Raw genomic sequence first — 25421 nt, 5'->3', positions numbered from 1 at the left:
ACCGGACGGAAACTCAGTCGTCCTTGCCGGGCTTTTCCAGGTGGCCCTGCTCGAGCCCCTTCTCCGCCTTGTCGTTGCGTGCCTTGGTCAGCGATTTTTCGGCCTTGGTACGGCCGAAGGTGAGGCGGTTCTGTTCCGCCTCCTTTTCCTTTTCGCGGCGTTCCTTAGCTTTGCGGAACTGGCGAAGGTTGACGATTTCGGCGCTCATGGCTGACGCGCCTCCCGGCGCTTACTGCTTCTTGCGGAAGGAATCGAGCGAGATGACGGAGCCGGGCTTCTTCTCTTCGCCGGGCTTGGCTTCGGTATCGGTGGACTTGGAAACGGCTTCGACGGGGATGGCCGTGATTTCGGCGGTGGTGTTTTCGTCCTCGTCGGCGAGCGGTACCTCGAATTCGAGTTCGAAATTCACCGACGGATCGTAGAAGCCGCGAATGGCATTGAAGGGAACGACCAGGCGTTCCGGCGTGTCGGAGAAGGAAAGGCCCACTTCGAACTGGGTTTCGGAGACCTTGAGGTCCCAGAACTGGTGCTGGACGACAATGGTCATCTGTTCGGCATATTTCGCCTTGAGGTGCTGCGAGATGCGCACGCCCGGGGCGCCGGTCAGGAAGGTGATGAAGAAATGATGTTCGCCCGGCAGACGGCCGGTGGCCGCAACCTCGGTCAAAACCTTACGGATGACGCCGCGCAAAGCGTCCTGCGCCAGAATATCGTAACGGATGTGGTCCTGCCCCATACGGTCCTGTCTTTCCATTCTCTCGTCTTTTAGTCAGACGCGTTATGCCATGCCGGCCCGGTGCGGGGAAGCCCCGACGAGCATCCGAGTCAGTTCCATAGTATTCGACTGGGGAGCGAAGGTGAAGGCTTCTGTTGCCAGGTGCCTTCGGACCCCGCCTTAAAGTGCTACCTCTAAGGACTTAGTTCGGATTTCCCGCACCGCCATTAGGCAGCGAGAGCATAACCCTTAGCGTTGTTGTCGTTTGCAACTACACTTTTTGACCCGATGACGGTGGTATCATGCCGAGCAAAAGTTCGATCTTTAAGCCCTTGTCGATCCTATTTCGCCCCCATCAAAAGCCGGTCCTCATGGTTTCCCAATGTGACCGACCGGTTTTTGGTGGAGGCGCCGGGTACCGCCCCCGGGTCCAATAGGTTTATTACACCGGCCGTTTATTGCCATAGCCGGACCGAAGTCCGGCAACGTTGATATAGGCGCATCGCCCGCCGGTGAAAAGGGGTGGCCGGCGTGAAAGCCTTCGATAATCCGATCGTTACGACGATTTTTGCCGCTGGCCTGGAGGAATTGAGGTTTGGTCGGCTATTTGCGGTTATTCAAGTGGGATTTAACCCGTGCAATCGATCGCGCCATGGCGCGGTGGTTCCATATGGCCTGCCGAGAGGTAAGGCCGCGCTCCCCGTGGAAGCGCGGCCTTGGGTCACTTTACCTGCGTGACCGTCAGCTTGCCGTTGACGCGCTCAGCGACGAACTGCACCTTCGCGCCTTCCTTCAGCTTGGCCAGCAAGGTGTCGTCGCCGACCTGAAAGACCATGGTCATCGCGGGCATTTCGAGACCCTTCAGCTCCTCGTGGATGAGCGTGACCTTTTTGGTCCCGGTATCGAGCTTCTTGACGGTGCCTTTGGTGAATTCCTGAGCGAATGCCCCGCCGGCGGATGTGAGGGTGAGTGCTGCGACGACAGCAAGTTTGGGAACGGTTTTCATAGGCTTTTGCTTCCTTCTTGCTTACTTGTCGGCGACCGTGACATCGCCGTGCATTCCGGCGTCGTAGTGGCCGGGAACGAGGCAGGCGATCTTGAAGACGCCGTCATTGGTGAACTTCCAGACGATATCCCCGGACTTGCCTGCCTTGAGGCGGATCGCGTTCGGATCGTCATGTTCCATGTCTGGGAACTTCTCCATGACCGCCTTGTGCTCCATTACCTTGGCTTCCTGGTCGAGGACGAATTCGTGGTCGAGCTCGCCTTCGTTCTTGATGGTGAAGCGGACGGTCTGGCCCTTGCGAACCTTGAAGTCATTCGGGGTGAAGATCATCTTGCCGTCCGGCATCTCCTTCATGCTGATGCGGATCGTCTGGCTGACTTTCGACTTGTCTCCAGGTTCTCCGGCGGCCATCTCGCCGTGGCCGCCCGCGTGACTGCCCGATGCCAGGACCGGAGTTGCGAGGGTGGCCAGGAGGAGGCCGAGAATTGCAGTTTTCATGGTCATGTCCTTTTGCTTGGGAGTGTTGGATCAGCCGTGACTCGAATGTTTCGAAGGCGGCTGCGTCTTTGCGTCTTTGGCCTTGGGCGCGTCCGGGAGGTTTCCCGTCCACTCCCAGGCCTGTGTACCGGGTGGGTTTTCGTACCAACCCGGATCGGTGAAATCGCCCGCCGAGATGCCCTCGCGGACCTTCACCACCGAGAACATGCCGCCCATCTCGATGGGGCCGTGAGGTCCCCAACCAGTCATCATGGGAACGGTGTTCTCCGGTATCTCCATCGACATTTCGCCCATATCCGCCATGCCGGCGGTGCCCATGGGGACGTATTCGGGACGGAACTGTCGGATTTTCTTTGCGACTTCCCTTTTGTCGACGCCGATGAACGTCGGGATTTCGTGTCCCATCGCGTTCATCGTGTGGTGCGACTTGTGGCAATGGATCGCCCAATCGCCGACGTATTTCGCATCGAACTCGTAGGCCCGCATGGCGCCCACCGGAATGTCTATGCTGACCTCGGGCCAGCGGGCCTCGGGTCTGACCCAGCCGCCGTCCGTGCACGTCACCTCGAAATCGTAGCCGTGCATGTGGATCGGATGGTTGGTCATCGTCAGGTTGCCGACGCGGACGCGGACCTTGTCGTTCTTCGAGACCACCAGCGGATCGATGCCGGGGAAGATGCGGCTGTTCCAGGTCCAGAGATTGAAGTCGGTCATCTCCATGACGCGCGGCACATAGGTGCCGGGGTCGATGTCGTAGGCGCTGAGCAGGAAGACGAAGTCGCGGTCCACCGGCATGAACTTCGGGTCCTTGGGATGAACGACGAAGAAACCCATCATGCCCATCGCCATCTGGACCATCTCGTCCGAATGCGGGTGGTACATGAAGGTGCCGGACTTCACGAGATCGAACTCGTAGACGAACGTCTTGCCGACGGGAATGTGGGGTTGCGAAAGGCCGCCCACACCGTCCATCCCCGACGGCACGATCATGCCGTGCCAGTGGACCGTGGTGTGCTCCGGCAACTTGTTGGTGACGAAGATACGAACGCGATCACCTTCGACGGCCTCGATCGTCGGTCCCGGCGACTGGCCGTTGTAACCCCAGAGATAGGCCGTCATGCCTTCGGCCATCTCGCGTTCCACCGGCTCCGCAACCAGGTGGAACTCCTTGACGCCGTTGTTCATCCGGAAGGGGAGGGTCCATCCGTTCAGGGTCACGACCGGGTTATAATCCGGACCGACGGATGGCCGAACCGGCGCCTGGGTTGCGGCCGAATCCATGACCGCCGCCTCCGGCAGCCCCATGTTCGAGGTCTGTCCCCAGGCCTGGGAGGAGACGAGTGCGGCACCGGCGGCACCTGCTCCGAGCAATTGTCTTCTGTTGAACATTCTCGTTTCCTTTCTCAATGTCCGCCGCTTGTCGCTTCTTCAGCCGAAGCGACCTTGGTTTCGGCCGAGGCTGAACCGGTGCCGCCGCCATAGACGACGGGGGCAAGGCTTGCTTCGGCGAGCCAGAAGTCGCGCTTGGCGTTGACTGCGAGGATGGTGGAGTCGATCTTTTCGCGGCTGTCGGCGATCAGTTCGAAGGTGCTGGTGATCATGCCGTTATAGGTGAGCATGGACTGCTGCTCGATTGCATTGCGCAACGGCAGGACGTTGTTTCGGTAGTGGCGTGCGATGTCGTAGTTCGACTTGTAGGCGAGGTAGGTGGAGCGGGCTTGCGAGCGGGCGTTGACCGCAAGTTCCGCCAGCTGATTGGCCGCCCGCATGTAGGCGAGCTCACCCTTTCGCAAACGAGCCTGGCCGGAATCAAAGATCGGGATCGTGAACTCCAGCGAGGCAGTCTTGGCGACGTCCGAAAGGATCTTGCCCTCGTCGCGCTCGCGTTCCTTTTCGTAAGTGCCGACGAGTTCGATGTCGGTGACGATGCGGGTGACATCTTCGAGCTTGTAAGACTGAGCAGTTGCCTGAAGCTCCAGGCGGGCGACCTGCAGATCCATGCGTTTGTGAATCGATTCAGCCTCGATGTCGTCGCGTTTGACCAGTGTCTTCGGCAGCGTCGGAAGGCGGTTCGGAATCTGGAAATCGATGTCGGAGCCAGAGAGGCCCATCAGCCTGATCAGCTCTTCCTTGGCGAGCTTCGCTTCGAGCCTTGCCTTGGCGGTCTCGCCGGTCAGCTCCGCATAAAAGACGTGTTCCCGGGCTTGTTCCCCCTTCGGCATCGATCCTGCTTCGCCGATCTTCTTGGCAAGTTCGGACGCAGCGTCGGCGGCTGCCTTCGCCTGGTTGAGGTAGGCGACATTCTCCCATGCCGCCACGGCGTTGATCCAGGCGCGACGCGTTTCGGCAGCCAGAGAAATCGTGGCTATGGCTGCGTTGAGCTGGGCCTGACGGAACCGTGTATCGGCCAGCTTGATGTTCTTGTCGTAGGTTGCCAGCGCCAGGATATTGGCGGCGACGGCACCTTCAAGAACACGATATGCCTCAAGCCCGGGAGTGCCTATTCCGGTCAGGCCGACGGAAAAGGTCGGCAAAACCGAAAGCTGCGTCTGCCATGCATCCGCAGCACTATCGCCCAAATCGGCGTAGGACGCCTGAAGGCCCTTGTTGTTCAGGAGAGCGATCTGGACGGAGGTCTCGACGTCGATGGTCTTCCTGGCCATCAGCGCCTTCCCGCGGTCGCGGACTGCCTGAGCCTGCTGTCGGTTTTGCACCCAAACGGTCTGTTTGCCGGTTGCCTCGCTGCTCTTCGACGAGGCGTTCGTGAATCCGGCGTCTTTGGCCGAATAGTCCGTCGTCACGCAACCTGCGGCGATGAGAGGGAGCACGACGGCGGACACGAGCTTGATGTGACGTGTAATCATCGCGCTCATCCTTTTTTCGGCGCCTGGGCGTCGTTGAGACCGCGCCAGGGCTTCGGGTCGACGGGCATGCGATGGGTGTAGCTGCCAATCGAGCTTTGATAGCGGACTGGCCTGACGGCGGATGGATTGTCGGCGTAGTCTGTTGAAGCAACGACTTCAGGCAATGTGGATGCACATCCGCTGGCAAACAGCGGCAAGGCAACCACCAGGAACAAACGTTTCATGGTGAAAATCCGAGAATAAGATCGCAATTGCGCCGATGCGCCGACTTGCGCACAGGCACAGCAAGACCCGCGGTGCGGGTGCTAGTTCTCAGATATTGGGTGGACGATGAAGGCTTGGCCTTTGCCCGACAGTGTCCGTGTCGTCAATAAACTCGCGAATGGAAACCACGCGCGGATGGCTTAACGAGGAGCCGGAGCATGTGATGGCCGCAACACCGCAATAATCCTTACAGCAGGAGTTCTTGGACTTCTCCGGGCTGCCGTGGTCGTGCTGGTCGCCATGATGATCTGCATCCGCCATCGCAACGGCGTCGTCGCCATGGCGAGAGGAATGATCATCCTGGATCTGCGAGATCTGGGCGGGGCTTTCAGGATGCATCGCGGCGTTGACAGCAGAAAAGCTGTACCCGGCCAGTGACGTGATCATCACCAGCCTGAATATCAGTGCCATCGCTTTAGATGTGATTCGATACATCCCACTCATGCCTATGAGGATTGCCAGTGCCTTCGAGCTTGTCAATCGACGCCTTTTCCAACCACTGTTTCATGTCGTTCGTGTGGCATTGCAACAACGCAATGAAGGCAGGAAGGGCGACCCGCTGTATGTGAGGTCCAGCGGGCACCGATTGCAGTGGCTTTAATTGGGCCGGTCCGAACCCCCGTAGTAGTCGCCGCTGTTGGTTGTCTTCGGGCTCGTGTCCCAACCGTTACGAAGCGCCGGATTGTTGATCGATCCGGTATATCCGTAGCTGGCGTCCCGGGCTGCTGATGCTTCCAGCGGAGGGTTGCGGTCAGCCCCTTCGTAGTAATTACCTTCCTGGGCCAGGGCGGCGGCGCTCAGGAAAATTGCGGCCAAAAGCGCGGCAGCGGAAGCTGCTTTCATCATTGTGGATATTCCTTCAGAATTGCCGACCACTGGAGTTAGCGACCACGGTCGACGAGTTGCCGATGTCTTGAATGTTGAGCAGGGAATGGCCGATCGGCGGCAGTTGAAAACCCGTCTGCGCCGAATTGGACGGTGCCAGAGGTCAGCGGTTGTCGCGGGATTTATGCAGTTCAGCAAGCGGATTGGTTACGGAAACGATCCCGAACCGCTTGTTGGTGCGCTCAACGATGCCATTGTCGAGGACGCGGAAAGTGACGTTGCTATTTGACTTGGCAACAGCGGTTTCTCCGGGTTTGCCGTGGCCCTGAACAATAGCATCCACATGAGACGCTCCGGAGGCCAACGGGCCGTTTGCCAGAGCGGGGACTGCAATGGCTGCGAAAGCAACCGATAGGATTAGGAGCTTGGAATTCATGATCTTTTCCTCGTTCGACTGCGTGGTGCAGCGTGAGGACGTTACATCGCGGCTTTGTCGACCGCCTTTCGCCAAGTTTACAAATTTGTAAGGTGGAACAGCTTGCCGCCGCGGCTGTCACGGGTTAGGCGGGGCTGAGATCCTGCCGCAACAAAACCTGAATTGTGCCGCTTGGAGCATCGCAGAGCGCCTGACTAAAATACCGCTCTACAAACCGGAAGCCCCATGAAAATCCTCCTCATAGAAGATGACGAGAAGACGGCCAGCTATATCGTCAAAGGTTTTACGTCGGCTGGACATGTCGTGGATTGGGTTGTCGATGGCAGGGATGGGTTGACGGCCGGACTCGATGCTTCCTACGACGTGATGGTCGTAGACCGGATGGTTCCAGCTCTAGACGGACTGACGCTCGTAAAGAGCCTTCGCGCAGCCTCCGTCCGAACCCCGGTTCTTTTCCTCACGGCCATGAGCGGTGTCGATGACCGCGTTGAGGGTCTCGAAGCCGGGGGCGATGATTATCTCGTAAAACCTTTCGCCTTTTCGGAGCTGACGGCGAGGATCAACGCGTTGCTCAGGCGTCCGCCAATGGCTGCGGAGAAGACGAAGTTGCGCGTCGGTGATCTTGAACTCGATCTGGTCAAGCGAACTGCCGAACGGGCTGGGGTGCTTCTTGAACTGCTGCCGAGAGAATTCACGCTGCTGGAGCTTCTGATGCGAAACGAGGGAAGGGTGCTTACCAAAACGATGCTTCTGGAGAGGATCTGGAACTTCAATTTCGATCCGCAGAGCTCCGTGGTCGAAACTCATATCAGCCGGTTGCGGTCGAAGATCGATAAACCGTTCGATTTCCCGCTCCTGCACACCGTGCGCAACACCGGCTATAGCCTGCATGCGCGGCGGTAGCTTCTTCAAGAGCACGGCTGTCCGGCTTGCCTTCCTCTACATATCGCTGTTTGTCGTCTCCTACCTGGCAGCCAACGTCATCGCCTACCAGATGGTGCTGAATTTTCTCGACGACCGGCTCAACGCAAACGTTATGGAGCGATACAGGGAAATCGGGTCAGCCTACGAGGCTCGCGGTCTCCCAGGCGCAGTCAGCATGATCAACAGCCATGGTCCGGCGATCCGAGGCGAAGAGACGATCTACACGCTCCGGAATTCACCCGGAGCGCTGATTGCCGGAAACGCTGAACTGAAAGGCGTTGCAAAAGGCTTCTCCACCCTGAGGCCGAAAGATCAGCATCAAAGCGATGCCAACTACAAGCTGTTCAGGGGCCAGCTCGACGGGAACGACCTGACGGTCGGCATCAGCTACGGCGACACCGATGAACTGGCTCGGATCGTGCTGATCAGCTTCGGGTGGGCGACCGCAATCGTATTTGCAGTCGGACTGGGCGGAGCCGTCGTCCTCAGATATCGCACTCGTCGGCGGATCTCGGAGCTGTCTCAAACCGCTCATGCCATCGGACGCGGCGAGCTTGCGAGGCGACTGCCGGTCTCGTCGAGGATGGAGGAGATCGACATGCTATCGTCGGAGGTCAACGTTGCGCTGGAGCGTCTGGAGGCGAGCGTCGCCACCTTGCACCAAGTAACAACGGACGTTGCTCATGACCTGAAGACGCCCATCGGTCGCACGTTCCTCATTCTGGACGATGCCCTGCAAGCAGAAACAATGGAAGAGGCCAAAAATGCGGTAGAAGCCGCTCTCGCTGAACTGACTGCGATAGCGAACACGTTCGACGCACTCCTGAGGATTGCTCAGATTGAGGCCCGCAACAGGACTGCCCATTTCAAGGCAATCGATCTCACGGCGCTGGTCCGCGACATCTACGACATTTACGACGTGATCGCCGCGGAGGCCAGCTACGAGCTTCGTATACAGGAAGCGGGAGAGGAATGTCAGGTTCGCGCCGATCCAGATTTGATAAGGCAGATGTTGGCCAATCTGCTCGCCAACGCGCTCCGTCATACCCCGTCCGGGTCCACCATCACATTGGGCTTGACGCATCGCGGTGGCGCGATCTGCCTGAGCGTATCCGATGACGGCCCAGGCATTCCTGCGGAAGAGCGGGAGCGGGTCTTCGATCGCTTCTATCGGCTGGAAAAAAGCAGAACCACTGTCGGATCAGGTCTTGGCCTCAGCCTCGTAAAAGCGATTGCAGAGCTTCATGGTGCGAAGGTCGAGTTGCTGGACAATGCGCCGGGACTGTCCGTGGTTATCCTGTTTCGCAGCATCTGAGGCTGCTCCGCGTGCGGCATGATCCCGCTGATATGGGCGCGATCAGCGTGGGCGAAGTCGACCTGAAACAATCACGGTTGCACATCGATCACCAGCATCAAGCCGCCACCGCCATCGACCTCGACATTGTTGTTGGTCGTGTGGTGGGGGATATGGCAGTGGACGAGCCATTTGCCCCGCCGCTGGGCGGTCCATATGACATCATACCGTTGTCCGGGAGCAACGTTGACCGTATCAGCCAGATAACGGGCTGGCGGCGGTAGCGTCTCGCCGTCACGCGCAGCGACCTCGAACGGGCCTCCGTGAATGTGCATCGGATGGATGGCCGTCGTGTGTGAACCGACGAAGCGCACCTTCAATTTCTGCCCGACCTTCATCCTGATCGTGTCGGTTGCGGGATAAGATTTCCCGTTGATCGTAAAGAAGTTGGGCAGGGCGCCTTCCATCGGCATGGCGGGATATGTGAGCCACTCCCGCTTCACCCATTCCTGAAGTTGCATCGTATATTCGAGATCGGCAGGAATTTCATTGGCCGCATCCTTGGGATCGATGATCAGTGCTCCGTAGAGGCCAAGGGACTGCTGCCGATCTACATGGTCGTGCGTGTGGTAGAAATATGTGCCGGACTGCCCGACCGTGTACTCGTAGGTGAAGGTCTGCCCCGGTTCTATCGGCTTCTGGGTGATCTGGGCCGGCCCGTCCATTTCGTTTGGCAGGATCAGGCCGTGCCAATGGACGGTCGTGCTTTCCGGCAGCCGGTTGGTGACGTTGATCCGGACCTTGTCGCCTTCCGCGACCCGCAAGGTCGGGCCCGGAACCTGATTGTTGTAGGCATAAGCCTCCACCGTTTCGCCAGGCAATATCGACCATCGGATCACCGAGGCAGTCAGGTCGAAGACCTTGACGTCGCCCTCGATGCGCGGCTGAAGGACTTCGCCGCCAATCGCCGTCTCCCGCGCCTGAAAACTCGTGAGACGCGGATCGACAGCCGCCATGTCGCGCATCGCGTCGCCGGGCGTATCGAACGCCATGATCATCCCCGGGGCCATGATCGCACTCCCGACATCGTGGGCGCTCAGATGCATGTTCACCCTGGTGAACGGATAGGCGAAGCCGGCGACCAGCATGATCGACGTGAAACTGGCCATCGCAGCGATCTGGACGCGGGTAGGGGCGAATGCACGGTTTGGGTGATCTTGCCCCGACCCGTGATGCTGATGGCTGCTGGCTTCCTCTTGTCGGTGCTCGTCTTCGTGGGCATGTGCGCCCTCCTGCCGGTGCGGCCCATGCATGTCGCCGGCCATTTGGCCTCTCTCCGTCATCAGCCCGTGCTTCAGTCCCTTGGCGACCAGCCAGACATTGAACGGGTAGGCGATCGCAAAACCTACCCCGATGCCCAGGGCCATTACGCCCCAGAAGAGCATTTCTCCCGGCCACATGGCCCTCATGTCGCGGCCCATCATCAGGATCGCCATGACCGGAGCCATCCCGGCCATCATCGCATTCATGCTGATGAATTCCGGCATGAACGAATTTCGGACATTCTGCCAATAGGAGCCGCCCATCATGTTCTTCATGAACAGAGCCTGGAAGATGAACAGGCCGAGCGTGAAACCGGCAATGTATTCGATGATGATGTCGATCCACATCGGCAGGCCGAGAAGAGCAGTGATCGCGGCGGCGATGATGATGCCCGTGGCGTCGCCGGCAACGCAGTGGATGGTGGAGCCGATCCCCTGCTTCCACAGCGGCTTGATGAACTCCTCATGCGTTCCGGGCACAGGTTCCTTGTCCGCCAGGATGTAGAGAAGCAGGCCGATCGGCCCGAGGTAGAGCGTGACGAGGATGAAGCCCCATTTCATCACCGCCGGTTCGGGATTGTTCCTGAACTGGTCCCAGGCAACGTACAGAGTGCTGAGGCCAGCCAGGATGAACCAGACGAAGAGAAGGTAATCGATTGGCTGGATGAACATGGCTTCCTCCACATCGCGAAGTCACGAGATGGAGCGGACGCTACAAGTTTCCAGCGTTGGAAGGTCAAACGCTTCCAGGCGTATTTCAGGCGTTCTGCTTTTGCGTGATCGACGTTGACGGGCTGGCGGTGCCATGCTTCATCATCGACCCAGACAGGTCGTTTTCGGCTGGCGATACCGGGCTCGCAAAAGGCAGGCGGACGATATCGACAGTCGCGACAGGGCCCGGATGGGATTTGAGGAGGCGCGGTCATGGGCAAGCGGATCGTATTCACCGGCGGCAGCGGCAAGGCCGGACGGCATGTCGTGCCGTATCTTCTTGGGCAAGGGCATGAGGTGTTCAACCTCGACCTGGTGCCGCTCGATTGCCCCGGCGTCAACACTCTCATTACCGATCTCAGGGACGGCGGCGAGACTTTCAATGCGCTTTCCATGCATTTCGGATTCAAGGGGCTGGAAAGCGGCAAGGGGCCGGCGCCCGTCGATGCGGTGGTGCATTTCGCCGCCGTGCCGCGCATCCTGATGCGGCCCGACAACGCGACGTTTTCGGCCAACACGATCTCCACCTACAATGTCATCGAAGCGGCGATGAAGCTTGGCATCTCCAAGGTGATCATTGCATCCAGCGAGACGACCTATGGCGTCTGCTTCGCCGAAGGCGACAAGAACTATCATTCGTTTCCACTCACCGAGGATTACGATGTCGATCCCATGGACAGCTACGGTCTCTCCAAGGTCGTCAACGAGAAGACGGCGCGGGCCTTCGCCATGCGTTTCGGCGCAGATATCTATGCGCTGCGGATCGGCAACGTGATCTCGCCGGAGGACTACAGCCGCTTCCCCGGCTTCCTGGCGGACCCGCCGTCGCGCAAGCGCAATGCCTGGAGCTATATCGATGCCCGCGATCTCGGCCAGATCGTGCATCTGTGCGTTGAAAAGGACGGGCTGGGCTTCCAGGTCTTCAATGCGGTCAACGACACGATCACGGCGCGCGAGCCGACCAGATCCTTCCTTGAGCGTTGGGCGCCCGGAACGCCGATCACCGGCGAGATCGGCGAATTCGAGGCGCCGATCAGCAACCGCAAGATCCGGGAGGTGTTGGGTTTTGCCGAAAATCACAACTGGCGGAATTACGTCTCCGACTGATCCGCATCGCTAAAACAGGGGAAAGCCGTCAAACGAGATTGGTCGTGCCGAGCTGTGCTACTATATGATTCCATGACGATGGAATCGGCGGCCTGACCCCATGAAACAATATCTCGATCTTCTCCGGCATGTGATGGAAACCGGCACCGACCGGGGCGACCGGACCGGCAAGGGCACCCGCTCGGTGTTCGGCCACCAGATGCGCTTCGACCTCGCGGAAGGTTTTCCGGTCCTCACGACCAAGAAGCTGCATCTGAGATCGATCATCCACGAGCTCCTGTGGTTCCTGAAGGGCGACACCAATATCGCCTACCTGAAAGAGAACGGCGTTTCGATCTGGGATGAATGGGCCGACGAGAAGGGCGAGCTTGGGCCCGTCTACGGCTACCAGTGGCGCTCCTGGCCCGCCCCCGACGGCAGCCATGTGGACCAGATCTCGCAGCTGATCGAGGGCCTCAAGGTCAATCCGAATTCGCGCCGGCATATCGTATCGGCCTGGAATGTCGGCCAGCTCGACGACATGGCGCTGCCGGCCTGCCACTGCCTGTTCCAGTTCTATGTCGCGGACGGCAAGCTCTCCTGCCAGCTCTACCAGCGCTCGGCCGACGTTTTCCTCGGGGTGCCCTTCAACATCGCCTCCTACGCGCTGCTAACGATGATGGTGGCGCAGGTCACCGGCCTGAAGCCCGGCGACTTCGTCCACACGCTCGGCGATACGCATATCTATTCGGATCATTTCGAGCAGGCGAAGCTGCAGCTGACCCGCACTCCCAAGGCGCTGCCGACGATGCGCATCAATCCCGCAGTGAAGGACATTTTCTCCTTCCGCTTCGAGGATTTTGCGCTCGAAGGGTATGAGGCCGATCCGCATATCAAGGCGGCGGTGGCGGTGTGAGCAGGCCTCGCCTCGTCATCATCGCCGCGGTTTCGCAGGACGGCGTCATCGGCCGCGATGGTGACATGCCCTGGAGGCTTTCGACAGATCTCAAGCGCTTCAAGGCGCTGACCTTGGGCAAGCCGGTCATCGTCGGGCGCCGAACCTTTGATTCCTTCGGAGGACGGCCGCTTCCGGGTCGGCCGCATGTGATCGTCACCCGCAACCCGGATTTTTATTATGACGGCGTCGATGTGGCTGCGTCGCTTGACGAAGCCATTGAGATTGCCGGCCGCAGGGCGCAGGAAACCGGTTCGGACGAAATCTTCGTGCTGGGCGGTGGCGAGATTTACGCGCAGGCGATCGGGATCGCCGACATGCTGCGCATCACCCATGTCGAAACCGGGATTTCCGACGGCGATACGCTCTTTCCGCCCATCGATCCGGATCTCTTCGATAAGGTGGAGGAGATAGCGGTTCCGGCCGGCGAGAAGGACAGCTATCCGACCCGTTTCGCCACTTATGTCCGTCGAGCCGCGACAAACTGAAACATTTCGTTACCGTTGAACGGGAAGTTATTGAACCTGCGTTGAAAGCGGGCCTCCCCATCCCTATAACGGGCAATAGCCAGATCGATGCCGCACGGCAGGGTCGCGGCTTGGGAGCGAATACGAACAAAGAGGTTTTGATGCCCTGGAGCAATCAGAATGGTGGCGGCGGTGGCCCTTGGGGCGGCGGTGGCGGTAATAATCAGGGGCCCTGGGGACAGGGACCGAACCGCCCGCGCGGCGGCGGGGGAAGCGGCGGGCCGCCGGACCTCGAAGACATCATAAGGCGCAGTCAGGACAGGCTGCGCGGCATGATGCCCGGCGGCTTCAACGGCGGCGCCTTTGCGATCGTAATCATCGTCATTTTCGCCTTCCTCGCCTTTCAGTCCATCTACACCGTTCAGCCGGACGAGCGTGGCGTCGAACTGCGTTTCGGGCGGCCGAAGGATGAAATCTCAATGCCTGGCCTGCATTTCCATTTTTGGCCGCTCGAAACCGTCGAGATCGTCAAGGTCACCGAACAGCAGCAGAATATCGGCGCGGCGCGGGGCTCCAGCTCCAATGCCGGCTGGATGCTGACCGGCGACCAGAACATCGTCAATGTGCAGTTCTCGGTCCTGTTCACCGTCACCGATCCGAAGGCCTATCTGTTCAACCTCGAAGGCCCGGCCTCGACGCTGCAGCAGGTTTCCGAAAGCGCCATGCGCGAAGTCGTCGGCCGCCGCCCGGCGCAGGACATCTTCCGCGACAACCGCGAAGGCATCTCGACCGAAGTGCGCAATATCATCCAGGGTACGATGGATACCTACGGCTCGGGCCTTTCCATCAATGCCGTGCCGATCGAGGATGCAGCTCCGCCGCGTGAAGTGGCCGATGCGTTCGAAGAAGTACAGCGCGCCGAACAGGACGAGGATCGTTTCGTCGAAGAGGCGAACCAGTATGCCAACCAGAAGCTCGGTCAGGCGCGCGGTCAGTCAGCCCAGGTCCGTGAAGAGGCATCCGCCTACAAGGACAAGGTCGTCAACGAAGCGCAGGGCGAGGCGCAGCGCTTCGTCTCGATCTACAACGAATATGCCAACGCGCCTGAAGTGACGCGCCGGCGGATCTTCCTCGAAACCATGGAAACGGTGCTGAAGAATTCCCGCAAGATCATTCTGGACAACAAGGACGGCGTGGTCCCCTATCTGCCGCTCAACGAGATGATCAAGCCGCAGACGAACCAGGGAGGCACACGATGAACTCCAATCGACTCCCCGCAATCCTGATCGGCCTCGCCGTTCTCCTCGTGCTGATCTATTCGTCGGTTTTCGTGGTCAACGAGCGCGAACAGGCAGTCGTCGTCCGCTTCGGTGAGATCCAGGACGTCAAGCGCGCGCCTGGCATCTATTTCAAGCTGCCATTTGCCTTCATGGATGCCGATCGTGTCCAGTATGTCGAGGACCGGGCTTTGCGCTTCGATCTCGACAATATCCGCGTACAGGTGCGTGGTGGTGCGTTTTATGAAGTCGACGCTTTCGTCGTCTATTCGATCGCCGATCCGCGCCTCTTCCGGGAAACGGTCTCGGGTGATCGCGATTCGGCCGAATCGCGGCTTCGCACCCGCCTCGATGCAGCGTTGCGCCGTGTCTACGGTCTGCGCAATTTCGACGCGGCACTCTCCAACGAGCGCTCCTCGATGATGCAGGAGGTTCGCACCGACCTCACTGCTGCGGCGGAAACCCTGGGGCTTGCGATCCGCGACGTTCGTATCCGCCGCACCGACCTCACCCAGGAAGTCTCTCAGCAGACCTTCCAGCGCATGAAGGCCGAGCGTCTTGCCGAGGCTGAACTGATCCGCGCCCGTGGTAACGAGCAGGGGCAGCGGCGTCGTGCCATTGCCGACCGTCAGGTCGTCGAGTTCGTCTCAGAAGCGCAGCGGGATTCGGAAATCCTGCGCGGTCAGGGTGATGCCGAGCGCAACAAGATCTTCGGCGAGGCCTTCCAGCGCGATCCGGCCTTCTTCGAGTTCTACCGCACGATGCGCGCCTATGTGGCCGCACTTGCCGATAACGGCACGACGCTGGTGTTGTCGCCGGATTCGGAATTCTTCCGGTTCTTCAACTCGTCCGCAGGCCAGGCACTTGCGCCTATCCAGACACCTGCACGGCCGGCATCGCCTGCTGCACCTGCAGCGCCGGCGAACTGATCCGACAGACTGGGGCGGCGCAAAAGCCGCCCCTTTCATAACAAGACCGTCCACAGGCGTGACGGGCAGAGGGTGCAATCCTCACGAAAAGGTAATTTCCACCGTCGTCATTCCGCCCTATGCTCTGCCGAAACTCCGCCCGATTCAAAGGTTCCTATAGCCTGCCCGGGTCGAGACCGCTCTTCCGGGGTGATGCGGACAATCCAACAGCGAGGACGCCAGATGGCCCATTCGGTTCGATCGACCTTCAAGCGCACCGTCACGCTTGCGGCAACTTTTGCCGTGTTGGCGGCACCCTTGCAGGCGATTGCCCAGACACCGGTCCCTGCTGCTCCGGGGCAGAATGCCAATCCGCCCGCCGCCGGTTCTCCCGGCGTCATGCTGCCGGCCCCGCCGACACCGTCGCCGAGCATCAATCCGCCTCCGGCTCCAGGGCCGATGGCAGGCGGCGGCCCGGCCTCGATCGCCGATCTCGCCGAGGGCCTGCTCGATGCCGTCGTCAACATCTCGACATCGCAGAGCGTCAAGGACCAGGGTGCCGGCCCACAGCCGCAGATCCAGGAGGGCTCGCCATTCCAGGAGTTTTTCGAGGACTTCTTCGATGGCCAGGGCAAGCAGAACGGCAATCAGAAGGTTTCTTCCCTCGGCTCCGGCTTCGTGATCGATCCCTCCGGCTACGTGGTCACCAACAACCACGTCATCGAAGGTGCCGACGACATCGAGGTGATTTTTCCGAACGGCATGAAGCTCAAGGCCAAGCTGGTCGGCACCGACACCAAGACCGACCTTTCGGTGCTGAAGGTCGAGCCCAAGGCGCCGCTGAAGGCTGTGCGTTTCGGCGATTCCCGCCGCATGCGGATCGGCGACTGGGTGATGGCGATCGGCAACCCGTTCGGCCTCGGCGGGTCTGTGACACTGGGCATCATCTCGGCGCGTGGCCGCAATATCAATGCCGGTCCCTATGACAACTTCATTCAGACGGATGCGGCGATCAACAAGGGCAATTCCGGCGGCCCGCTGTTTAACATGCGCGGCGAGGTGATCGGTATCAACACGGCGATCATTTCACCCTCCGGCGGTTCGATCGGCATCGGTTTCGCCGTGCCGACGGAACTCGCCGAAAATGTTGTGCACCAACTGACCGAATTCGGCGAGACGCGTCGCGGCTGGCTCGGCGTGCGCATCCAGCCAGTAACCGACGACGTCGCGGCAAGCCTTGGTCTCGACCGGGCACGTGGCGCGCTGGTGTCGGGCGTGGTCAGCGGCGGGCCGATCAAGAACGGCGAGATCAAGGCCGGCGACGTGATCCTGAGCTTCGACAGCCAGGCAGTCAACGAGATGCGCGACCTGCCGCGCATCGTGGCGGAAAGCCCGGTGAGCAAGGAAGTCGACGTGGTGATCCTGCGCGACGGCAAGCAGCAGACCGTCAAGGTGACGCTCGGCCGCCTCGAAGACAGCGCCGAGCCGCAGGAGGAAGACGACCAGCCGGCCCTGCCGGAAGGCCAGGGCGAGAACAAGGCGCCCAACAACAATGCGCCCGGCGACCAGAAGGGCGAGCTCAGCCAGGATCCTGCTGCAGCCTTCGGCATGACGCTCGCCGTGCTCGACGAGGACCGCCGCAAGAGCTTCAGCATTGTCGAAAGCGTCGAGGGCGTGGTGATCACGGCCGTCGCGCCGAATTCGCCCGCCGCTCAGAAGGGGCTGAAGGTCGGCGAGGTCGTGGTCGAGGTGGCGCAGGACTTCGTCGAAAGCCCCGCCGACGTCGTGAAACGGATCGCTGTGCTGAAGTCCGAAGGCCGCCGCAACGCGCATGTGATGGTGTCCGATCCTTCCGGCAACCTGCGCTTCGTGGCGCTGCCGCTGGAGTAAGCTCAAGAGCGAGGCGGTCAGCGGGTGCGTCCCGCGGCCGTCTTCTGTCGATGCCATTCGTCGCGTGTGACCGCATAGACCACATGCGGTTTCAGATGCGGATGCGTATCCGGCACCCGCGGATGGTCGAAATCCATACCGGTGATCCGGTGCAGGCCGAGCCGTTTCATCACCGCGGTCGATCGCCTGTTTTCACCGACCGCAAAGGAGACGACCGCGTCGAGATGCTTTTCGCCGAAAGCGAAGTCGAGCAGGGCGCGTGCTGCCTCCGTGGCATAACCGTTGCCCCAGAACCGGGTCGCCAGCCGCCAGCCGACCTCCACCGTTTGCAGCGGAAAGATATCCGGCATGTTGGCGAGGGAAAGGCCGCAGAAACCCATGGGCTCCTGCGTTTCCTTCAGTTCCAGCGCGTAGAAACCGAGCCCCGTCTCGGTGATCGTGTCGTTGAGCTTGACGAGAAATGCATCCGCCTCTTCGTGGGTGCGGCGGAACGGAAAAAATTCCATGACCTTCGGATCGGAATTGATCTCGCGAAAGAGATCACGGTCGCTGTCGATCCAGCTCCTGAGGCGCAGGCGTTCGGTTTCGAGGATGATCATGGGAGACATATCTTGGCGCAATTTCAGGCGGACTTCTTTTCCTGCTGCGCGACGTGTTGGCGAAGCACGCTGTTTATCTCGGTCTGGTAGCCGCTGCCTGTCGCATGCTCTTTAAACCATTCGATGACATCGGCATCCAGGCGAATCGTCACTGACTTCTTCAAAGGGCGATAGAGATCACCGCGCCTAGCCAATCGCCATTGCTCATCGGTGATTTCCGATATGTCATTTGTGTCGATTTCATCGTCGGGGAGCTTTTCGAGGGCGTCGAGCTCTTTGCCGCGTCTATCGTCAAGACCTTTCGTGCTCATAACGTCTCCTCTCGTGAACAGTTGCTTTTCGGGCGCTTATGATACGGACGACTTCACCGAAATCGGTGTCGCGGTAGACATGAGCCGCGACCAACACTTAACAGCACCGACCGATCCGATTGCCAACCACCGTTCCTCGCCATCGTAGATTGCATCAGGAATGATCATGTGAACCTGATCGTCCCAGATAAGCTCTGCAAGTTCGAAAGAGACGCCGTGTTTGGCCTTATTGATCCGAGCCTTTTGCGGATCCCATTCGAACCTGGGAATGACGATCCCTATTGTACATACAGATACGTAAACATCAATGGGAAGAGCTGTCAGATAACCTCAACAAAATCCGTCCTGCGATAGCCCTGGATATAGAGCAGGGCGGTCAAGTCGCCGTGGTCGATGCGCATCTTGGCCTGGGCGGCAACGGTGGGCTTGGCGTGCAGCGCGACGCCGGAGCCGGCGATGCCGAGCATGCCGAGGTCGTTGGCGCCGTCGCCGACGGCGATCGTGTCTTCCGGGGAGATGCCGAGCTTTTCCGCGATGGCGAGAAGCGCGTCGATCTTGGCCTGTTTGCCGAGGATGGGTTCGGCAACCTCACCGGTGAGAATGCCATCGTTTTCGAGGAGGATGTTGGCGCGGTTCTCGTCGAAGCCGAGGGTCGCGGCGATGCGGCTGGTAAAGACGGTAAAGCCGCCCGACACGAGGGCGGCGTAATGGCCTTTGGCCTTCATGGTGGCGATCAGTTCCGGCCCGCCTGATGTCAGTGTAATGCGCTTGGCGATGACGTCGTCGACCACGGTGATAGGCAGGCCCTTCAGAAGTGCGACGCGCTCGCGAAGCGCGGGTTCGAAAGCGATCTCGCCGTTCATGGCGCGAGCGGTAATCGTCGCGACCTTGTCCTTCAGCCCCACGACGTCGGCAAGCTCGTCGATGCACTCCTGACTGATCATGGTCGAATCCATGTCGGCGATCAGGAATTTCTTGCGACGCGTATCCGCGTCCTGGATCACGAGATCGATGGGCGCGCTGCCGATGAGAGCCCTTAGATCGGCCTCGGTTGTCTGCAGATCGGTGCCGTCGCGCAGCGCGATATCGCAGGCGATACCATCCGCCAGCCAGTAGAGGCCCGAGGCTTTCACTGCCTCCGCCGCTTGTTCTCCGAGCTTTTGCGTGAGAACTGGGTTTGACGGATGGGCAATGAGCGTGGCAACGAAAGCCATATGAGCGACCTTATCGACAATTTTGATGCGATCCTGATAACCGGGCCGACGGCCAGCGGCAAGTCGGCGCTTGCATTGCGCCTGGCGCGCGAGAAAAACGGTGTGGTGATCAATGCCGACAGCATGCAGGTCTACGACACGCTGCGGGTCCTGACGGCGCGACCGGCGGAGGACGAGATGGAGGGCGTGCCGCACCTGCTCTACGGGCATGTGCCGGCGACGCGCGCCTATTCCACCGGGGAGTGGCTGCGGGACGTGACGGCGCTTCTGCCGGAACTGAAGCGCGAGGGCCGACTGCCGGTCTTCGTCGGCGGTACCGGGCTTTATTTCAAGGCGCTGACCGGCGGGCTGTCCGACATGCCGGAAATCTCGCAGGATGTTCGCTGTGAAGTGCGCCTGCGCCTGAAGGAGGAAGGCCCCGAGGCGCTGCATGCGGAGCTTTCGGCACGCGATGCGACGGTAGCGGCAAGCCTGGAGCCAAAGGATGGGCAGCGGATCGTCAGGGCGTTGGAGGTTCTGACCGAGACCGGTCGCTCCATCACCGAATTTCAGGGCAGGCAGGGGCCGATGGTGATCGACCCTTCGAGGGCGAAGAAGCTTGTCGTCCTGCCAGACAGAAAGCTGCTGCAGGAACGGATCAACCGCCGTTTCGAGGCAATGCTGGAGACTGGGGCCGTGGATGAGGTGAGGGCGCTGCTGGCGCTCGGTCCCGCACCCGACTTGCCTGTCATGAAGGCGATCGGTGTTGCGCAGATCGCCGAGATGCTGGAAGGCCGCATCAGCCGGGAAGAGGTTATCGAACGCAGCTCGGCACTGACCCGCCAATATGCCAAGCGGCAGATGACCTGGTTTCGCAACCAGATGGACGAAAGCTGGGAGCGGCTGGCCTGAGACCTGCTCAGTCCTTGTCGTAAAGGCTGCTCAGCGGTTTCTTCAGCAGGCTTTCGCGCAGCGATCCTTCGCGCCGGAGCAGCGGGTTAGGGCGCGGCGCGCCTTCGGGCGCCGGCGGACGCTGGAATGTCGGAGGCGCGGGCTGGTAGGGCGGCGGCTCAGGCGGACGGTCGCGGCGCAGTTCTGCGAAACGGTCGGGGCGGGGCGCTAGGGGTTGTTCGGGTGCCGCCGCGCGCGGCAGCATTTCCGGCCGATAGGGTTCCAGCTGAGGGTTGGTCGCCATGGGCGGTGTCGGGTTGATCGTCACATGGCCGGTCGAGCGGATCTCCCGGTTCCAGCGATCGAGTTCGGCATCACCTGCCGGCGGGAAATCGTCATCCGCGTCCTCCCGGGCATCGGAAGCGCCTTCCGGAAAGGGCGCCGTCGTCGTGGCATAGCTTTGTTGGAAGGCGGAAATATCCGGGCCGCTGACGGCGCGCATGCGGGCGATCACGGTGCGCAGATCGACCGTATCCGGCGTGTCCTCAGTTCCCTTGTCGGCGACACCGTTGGCCTTGGGCAGGTATTTCTTTTCGACGCGGGAAAACCGCATGCGCATTGGCACGGAGATCGCCTCGCCGAAAGCGATCGCCTCACCATTGCCGATCGACGACAGAAAACTGGTCGTCGAAATCGACGAATTCGGGATCGCCGACTTGATGATTTCCTGGTCGCGGTCGTTGGACAGTCGCATCGCGAACACGGTCGAGCACTGCGACAGGATCGTCTGGTCGAGTTCGCCGGGACGCTGGGTGATGACGCCGAGCGAGACGCCGTATTTGCGGCCTTCCTTGGCGATGCGCGAGATGGCCTGCCTTGTCGGGAAGAAACCGAGTTCTCGGTCGGCCGGCACATAACGGTGGGCTTCTTCGCAAACGACGAGCATATGGATGGCGCCATTGCTCCAGAGCGCCAGCTCGAACGCCATACGGCAGAGGACCGAGGCGATGGAATTGACGACTTCGGAGGGAATGCCGGCGAGCTGGAAGGTCGAGATCGGCCGGTCGTCGCCGGGAATGCGGAAGATATAGGCGATCGTCTCCATGATCGTGTCGTTGATCGTATTGTTGGAGAACATGAAGTGATAGCGCGGATCGTTGATCGCCGACAGGATGCGCATCTTGAGCGACCGCAGGAAGGGTTTTTCGCCGCGGCCTTCCAGGCGGCCGATACGTTCGTCGATCAGCGCCAGGAGGTCCGCCATGCGGTAGGGAACGGGCGTGTCGGCAGTTACCGAGCTTTTTTCGGTCGAGCGGCGCATCAGCGACGTTTCGTTGCCGCGAAAGGCGCGTTTCGCATCCGGGATGAGATCGCGCAGAATGTCCAGTTCTTCGGCCACGGCCGGACGACCGCGAAAAACCACTTCGGAAAACTCTTCGAGCCGCATCAGCCAGAAAGGCAGGTCGAGCGTTTCGGTATCGATGACGACCGCGTGATCGGGAAAGGCTGCGGCAAATTCGTTGTGCGGATCGAGAATGAGGACGCGCAGCTTCGGGTCGGTCTCGATCGCCTTGTGAAGGAGCAGGGAGACGGCGGTGGACTTGCCGACGCCGGTCGAGCCGACGATGGCAAAATGTTTCGACAGCATCGACGGGATATGGATCGCTGCGTCGATCGTGTCGTCCTGAGTCAGCTTGCCGATCACGCAGGTTTCGTTCTTGCCGGTATCATAAATACGGGAAAGGTCGGCGGCACGAATACGGTGCGCGACCGCGCCGAGATAGGGATAACACGAAATGCCGCCGGTGAACTCGTCGCGGCCATCGGGTCCCTTGCGCACCTCGCCGAGCAGCTCGGCCTCGATGTGGAAACTGGTGTTGCCGTTTTCGCTCCATTCCTTGCCGCCGGTCTGCATTGCATAGGCAAGTGCCACGACGCGGTTTTCGCCGACGCTGATGGAAATCAGCCGGCCGACGGACCACAGTTCGGTAAGATCGGTCTCGCCGTGTTCGGCAACGGCGGAAATGGTGGCGTGCGAGCCGGTGCAGGCGACGACGCGGCCAAGCATGCGGTTGCCGGGCCTTTGGACGTCGCGACGATCCTGCTCTCCTGCAGATGCGGAACGTTGCAGATCGTTGTTCAACAAACTCTGGCCCCTATCATTGGGGGTGGCGGATCGGGTCAAGGCTCGTCCGTCGGGTCGCTACCCTCCAAACAGGAGGACTATATTGTGCCGGCCTTAACAACTCGTGTAGGAAAGCGCGCGGCCGAATGCGTGGAAACGGAGCAGCAAAATCAGACTGATGACGATTTTTGGCGCATGCCCACGTTGACGAACGACATTTATCTGGCTAACACTTCGCGCCATGAAGATCTCGATCGCTCTTATTGTGGTGGGAACGCGCATGGGCAGGACGGTGTAACCGTCCGGCGATAGCCACCCATGCGCGGAAAGACAGGCTCCTCCTAGGGGCCTTTTTTTATGCCTTCAATCCGGCTCGGAGGAGCCGCCGGTAAAAATCCAGCAGCGAATGGACCAAGACAATGACGGATACGAACAACCAGATGCCAGATGATCAGATGCCAGATAACCGGATGACTGGCGCGGAGATCGTCCTGAAGGCTCTGAAGGACAATGGCGTCGAACATATCTTCGGATATCCGGGCGGCGCCGTCCTGCCGATCTATGACGAGATCTTCCAGCAGGACGACATTCAGCACATTCTCGTGCGCCACGAGCAGGGCGCCGGCCATGCGGCCGAAGGTTATGCCCGCTCCACCGGCAAGGTCGGGGTCATGCTGGTGACCTCCGGTCCAGGCGCCACCAATGCCGTCACCCCGCTCCAGGATGCGCTGATGGATTCGGTTCCGCTGGTCTGCCTCTCGGGTCAGGTCCCGACGACGCTGATCGGCTCGGACGCCTTCCAGGAATGCGACACCGTCGGCATCACCCGGCCCTGCACCAAGCACAACTGGCTGGTCAAGGACGTCAACGAACTGGCCGGCATCATCCACGAGGCCTTCCGCATCGCCCAGACCGGGCGGCCAGGTCCGGTCGTCGTCGACATCCCGAAGGACGTCCAGTTTGCGACCGGCACCTATACGCCGAAGCCGGAGATCGCCCAGAACACCAGTTATCAGCCGCGCACCCAGGGCGACATCAACGCTATCCAGGCGGCCATCGAGCTGATGGCCTCGGCGCGCCGGCCGATCCTCTACACTGGCGGTGGCGTCGTCAATTCCGGTCCGGAAGCCTCGCGGCTGCTGCGCGAGCTGGTCGAGATCAGCGATTTCCCGATCACTTCGACGCTGATGGGGCTCGGTACCTATCCGGCTTCCGGAAAGAACTGGCTCGGCATGCTCGGCATGCACGGCTCCTACGAGGCGAACATGGCGATGCATGACTGCGACGTCATGGTCTGCATCGGCGCCCGTTTCGACGACCGTATTACCGGCCGCCTCAATGCATTTTCACCGAATTCGCGCAAGGTCCATATCGATATCGATCCGTCCTCGATCAACAAGAACGTACATGTTGACATCCCGATCCTCGGCGATGTCGGCAGCGTTCTCGGAGACATGATACGCCTGTGGCGCGCCCTGCCTAAGAAGCCGGCCAAGGCGCAGACCGAGGAATGGTGGAGCCAGATCGACCGCTGGCGGGCTCGCAAGAGCTTTTCCTACAAGCATTCCAACGATGTCATCATGCCGCAATATGCGCTGCAGCGCCTTTTCGAGGCAACCAGGGGGCATGACACCTACATCACCACGGAAGTCGGCCAGCACCAGATGTGGGCGGCACAGTTCCTCGAGTTCGAGGAGCCGAACCGCTGGATGACCTCGGGCGGCCTCGGCACCATGGGTTATGGCCTGCCGGCGGCGATCGGCGTTCAGGTGGCGCATCCGGACGCCCTCGTCATCGACGTTGCCGGCGACGCATCGATCCAGATGTGCATCCAGGAAATGTCCTGCGCCATCCAGCATAACCTGCCGGTCAAGATCTTTATTCTGAACAACCAGTACATGGGCATGGTCCGTCAGTGGCAGCAGCTGCTGCACGGCAACCGCTTGTCGAACTCCTATACGGAAGCGATGCCGGACTTCGTCAAGCTCGCGGAAGCCTATGGCGCCGTCGGCATCTACTGCGACGATCCGAAGGAGCTCGACGACAAGATCGAGGAGATGATCGCCGTCAAGAAGCCGGTGATCTTCGATTGCCGCGTCGCCAATCTCGCCAACTGCTTCCCGATGATCCCCTCGGGCAAGGCGCATAACGAGATGCTGCTGCCGGACGAAGCCACAGATGAAGCGGTTGCCAATGCCATCGATGCCAAGGGTCGCCAGCTCGTCTAAGGCGGGCTGCACATCCTTCAACAAATTTCTGAGGAAATGGACCTAAGATAATGAATGCGCATCAGCAACCGACTGGATCTGCCTACTTCATCGCTCCCGAGACGGCGAAAGCCGAAAGCCACACGCTTTCGGTTCTCGTCGCCAACGAACCCGGTGTCCTCGCACGGGTAATCGGCCTGTTTTCCGGCCGCGGCTACAATATCGAGAGCCTGACGGTTTCGGAAACGGAACATGAAGCTCACCTATCCCGCATCACGATCGTCACGCGCGGCACGCCGACGGTGCTCGAACAGATCAAGGCGCAGCTCGAACGCATCGTGCCGGTGCACCGGGTCGTTGACCTGACGGTTCGTGCCTATGCACTCGGCCAGGAACGGCCAATCGAGCGCGAGGTGGCGCTGGTCAAGGTTGTCGGCCAAGGTGACCACCGCGCCGAGACGCTGCGGCTCGCGGATGCCTTCCACGCCAAGGTCGTCGATGCGACCGTCGAGCATTTCATCCTGGAAATCACCGGCAAATCCTCCAAGATCGACCAGTTCGTGGCGATCATGAAGCCGCTTGGCCTGGTTGAAGTCTGCCGCACCGGGATCGCGGCGATGAACCGCGGTCCGCAGGGGATGTAACGGGTCGGG

Annotated in this window: 27 protein-coding genes and 1 other RNA gene; 11 read left to right on the top strand and 17 right to left on the bottom strand. The window is 60.4% G+C overall.

Going from position 1 to position 25421, the window contains the following annotated elements; all coding sequences use genetic code 11:
• Positions 1-13: 13 nt before the first annotated feature.
• From RG540_RS10595 to RG540_RS10555, 11 genes are all read right to left on the bottom strand, one after another.
• On the bottom strand, positions 14-208 hold the full coding sequence (locus RG540_RS10595) for a DUF4169 family protein (protein WP_038543464.1): 195 nt from the start codon (positions 206-208) through the stop codon (positions 14-16).
• A 21-nt stretch (positions 209-229) separates the two neighbouring features.
• Entirely contained in the window at positions 230-736 is a 507-nt protein-coding gene (locus RG540_RS10590; RefSeq protein WP_038543462.1) for an SspB family protein, read from the bottom strand.
• A 120-nt stretch (positions 737-856) separates the two neighbouring features.
• Positions 857-1238, bottom strand: a transfer-messenger RNA (tmRNA) gene (ssrA, locus tag RG540_RS31395).
• A 198-nt stretch (positions 1239-1436) separates the two neighbouring features.
• The gene (locus RG540_RS10585) at positions 1437-1721 is read right to left on the bottom strand and encodes a copper-binding protein (protein WP_038587504.1); all 285 of its coding nucleotides are present in this window, start codon (positions 1719-1721) and stop codon (positions 1437-1439) included.
• A 21-nt stretch (positions 1722-1742) separates the two neighbouring features.
• Positions 1743-2219: a cupredoxin domain-containing protein gene (locus RG540_RS10580; RefSeq protein WP_038593511.1), complete on the bottom strand. Its 477-nt coding sequence runs from the start codon at positions 2217-2219 to the stop codon at positions 1743-1745.
• Between the two features lie 30 nt (positions 2220-2249).
• Positions 2250-3608 carry a multicopper oxidase family protein gene (locus RG540_RS10575; RefSeq protein WP_038587501.1) on the bottom strand — a complete coding sequence of 453 codons (1359 nt, stop codon included), beginning with the start codon at positions 3606-3608 and terminating at the stop codon, positions 2250-2252.
• A 14-nt stretch (positions 3609-3622) separates the two neighbouring features.
• Positions 3623-5083, bottom strand: coding sequence for a TolC family protein (locus RG540_RS10570; protein ID WP_038593508.1), 1461 nt, complete (start codon positions 5081-5083; stop codon positions 3623-3625).
• Positions 5084-5088: 5 nt separating this feature from the next.
• Positions 5089-5307 (bottom strand): hypothetical protein, encoded by a 219-nt coding sequence (locus RG540_RS31625; RefSeq protein ID WP_080724913.1) that lies wholly within the window; start codon positions 5305-5307, stop codon positions 5089-5091.
• A gap of 88 nt (positions 5308-5395) precedes the next feature.
• On the bottom strand, positions 5396-5782 hold the full coding sequence (locus RG540_RS10565; RefSeq protein WP_038593506.1) for a hypothetical protein: 387 nt from the start codon (positions 5780-5782) through the stop codon (positions 5396-5398).
• Between the two features lie 162 nt (positions 5783-5944).
• Positions 5945-6193, bottom strand: a complete 249-nt coding sequence (locus RG540_RS10560) for a hypothetical protein (protein ID WP_038587498.1) — start codon at positions 6191-6193, stop codon at positions 5945-5947.
• Between the two features lie 142 nt (positions 6194-6335).
• The gene (locus tag RG540_RS10555) at positions 6336-6608 is read right to left on the bottom strand and encodes a hypothetical protein (protein ID WP_038587494.1); all 273 of its coding nucleotides are present in this window, start codon (positions 6606-6608) and stop codon (positions 6336-6338) included.
• Between the two features lie 225 nt (positions 6609-6833).
• On the opposite strand from RG540_RS10555, the gene RG540_RS10550 reads away from it, so the two are divergent.
• Both RG540_RS10550 and RG540_RS10545 read left to right on the top strand, forming a co-directional pair.
• Positions 6834-7511 (top strand): winged helix-turn-helix domain-containing protein, encoded by a 678-nt coding sequence (locus tag RG540_RS10550; protein WP_038587491.1) that lies wholly within the window; start codon positions 6834-6836, stop codon positions 7509-7511.
• Complete coding sequence (locus RG540_RS10545) at positions 7498-8847, top strand: sensor histidine kinase (RefSeq protein WP_038587488.1); 1350 nt, start codon at positions 7498-7500, stop codon at positions 8845-8847. Before RG540_RS10550 ends, RG540_RS10545 begins: the two co-directional genes overlap by 14 nt.
• A 71-nt stretch (positions 8848-8918) precedes the next feature.
• Here RG540_RS10545 and RG540_RS10540 read toward each other — a convergent pair whose 3' ends face one another.
• Positions 8919-10820 carry a multicopper oxidase domain-containing protein gene (locus tag RG540_RS10540; protein WP_038587485.1) on the bottom strand — a complete coding sequence of 634 codons (1902 nt, stop codon included), beginning with the start codon at positions 10818-10820 and terminating at the stop codon, positions 8919-8921.
• A 252-nt stretch (positions 10821-11072) separates the two neighbouring features.
• On the opposite strand from RG540_RS10540, the gene RG540_RS10535 reads away from it, so the two are divergent.
• From RG540_RS10535 to RG540_RS10510, 6 genes are all read left to right on the top strand, one after another.
• Positions 11073-11966 carry an NAD-dependent epimerase/dehydratase family protein gene (locus RG540_RS10535; protein ID WP_038587482.1) on the top strand — a complete coding sequence of 298 codons (894 nt, stop codon included), beginning with the start codon at positions 11073-11075 and terminating at the stop codon, positions 11964-11966.
• A gap of 100 nt (positions 11967-12066) precedes the next feature.
• The gene (locus RG540_RS10530; protein WP_038587479.1) at positions 12067-12861 is read left to right on the top strand and encodes a thymidylate synthase; all 795 of its coding nucleotides are present in this window, start codon (positions 12067-12069) and stop codon (positions 12859-12861) included.
• Positions 12858-13388 carry a dihydrofolate reductase gene (locus tag RG540_RS10525; protein ID WP_038587475.1) on the top strand — a complete coding sequence of 177 codons (531 nt, stop codon included), beginning with the start codon at positions 12858-12860 and terminating at the stop codon, positions 13386-13388. The genes RG540_RS10530 and RG540_RS10525 overlap by 4 nt, the downstream gene beginning before the upstream one ends.
• A 140-nt stretch (positions 13389-13528) precedes the next feature.
• Entirely contained in the window at positions 13529-14626 is a 1098-nt protein-coding gene (hflK, locus tag RG540_RS10520; protein ID WP_038587472.1) for an FtsH protease activity modulator HflK, read from the top strand.
• Positions 14623-15573, top strand: a complete 951-nt coding sequence (gene hflC, locus RG540_RS10515; RefSeq protein WP_038587470.1) for a protease modulator HflC — start codon at positions 14623-14625, stop codon at positions 15571-15573. The genes hflK and hflC overlap by 4 nt, the downstream gene beginning before the upstream one ends.
• Positions 15574-15795: 222 nt before the next feature.
• On the top strand, positions 15796-17442 hold the full coding sequence (locus RG540_RS10510) for a Do family serine endopeptidase (RefSeq protein ID WP_038587467.1): 1647 nt from the start codon (positions 15796-15798) through the stop codon (positions 17440-17442).
• A 17-nt stretch (positions 17443-17459) separates the two neighbouring features.
• Here the strand turns inward: RG540_RS10510 and RG540_RS10505 are convergent, their stop codons facing one another.
• The 4 genes from RG540_RS10505 to serB all read right to left on the bottom strand — a co-directional run bounded on the left by RG540_RS10505 (position 17460) and on the right by serB (position 19566).
• On the bottom strand, positions 17460-18041 hold the full coding sequence (locus RG540_RS10505; RefSeq protein ID WP_038593504.1) for a GNAT family N-acetyltransferase: 582 nt from the start codon (positions 18039-18041) through the stop codon (positions 17460-17462).
• Positions 18042-18064: 23 nt separating this feature from the next.
• On the bottom strand, positions 18065-18352 hold the full coding sequence (locus tag RG540_RS10500) for a BrnA antitoxin family protein (protein WP_038587463.1): 288 nt from the start codon (positions 18350-18352) through the stop codon (positions 18065-18067).
• Between the two features lie 36 nt (positions 18353-18388).
• Entirely contained in the window at positions 18389-18586 is a 198-nt protein-coding gene (locus RG540_RS31620; RefSeq protein ID WP_244446670.1) for a BrnT family toxin, read from the bottom strand.
• Between the two features lie 86 nt (positions 18587-18672).
• Positions 18673-19566, bottom strand: a complete 894-nt coding sequence (gene serB / locus RG540_RS10495) for a phosphoserine phosphatase SerB (protein ID WP_038587461.1) — start codon at positions 19564-19566, stop codon at positions 18673-18675.
• Between serB and miaA the strand changes: the two genes are divergently transcribed.
• The gene (miaA, locus tag RG540_RS10490; protein ID WP_038587458.1) at positions 19567-20457 is read left to right on the top strand and encodes a tRNA (adenosine(37)-N6)-dimethylallyltransferase MiaA; all 891 of its coding nucleotides are present in this window, start codon (positions 19567-19569) and stop codon (positions 20455-20457) included. It abuts the gene before it with no gap.
• A 7-nt stretch (positions 20458-20464) separates the two neighbouring features.
• Here miaA and RG540_RS10485 read toward each other — a convergent pair whose 3' ends face one another.
• A complete protein-coding gene (locus tag RG540_RS10485; protein ID WP_038587456.1) occupies positions 20465-22582 on the bottom strand; it encodes an ATP-binding protein in 2118 nt (705 codons plus the stop codon).
• Positions 22583-23031: 449 nt separating this feature from the next.
• On the opposite strand from RG540_RS10485, the gene RG540_RS10480 reads away from it, so the two are divergent.
• Positions 23032-24789 carry an acetolactate synthase 3 large subunit gene (locus RG540_RS10480; protein WP_244446669.1) on the top strand — a complete coding sequence of 586 codons (1758 nt, stop codon included), beginning with the start codon at positions 23032-23034 and terminating at the stop codon, positions 24787-24789.
• Between the two features lie 50 nt (positions 24790-24839).
• On the top strand, positions 24840-25412 hold the full coding sequence (gene ilvN, locus RG540_RS10475; protein ID WP_038543428.1) for an acetolactate synthase small subunit: 573 nt from the start codon (positions 24840-24842) through the stop codon (positions 25410-25412).
• The last annotated feature ends 9 nt before the right edge of the window (positions 25413-25421 follow it).

It is taken from the genome of Neorhizobium galegae bv. orientalis str. HAMBI 540 (assembly GCF_000731315.1).
Lineage (GTDB): Bacteria > Pseudomonadota > Alphaproteobacteria > Rhizobiales > Rhizobiaceae > Neorhizobium > Neorhizobium galegae.
The sequence above is the reverse complement of the archived record's forward strand: the minus strand, read 5'-3'. Positions and strand labels throughout refer to the sequence as shown.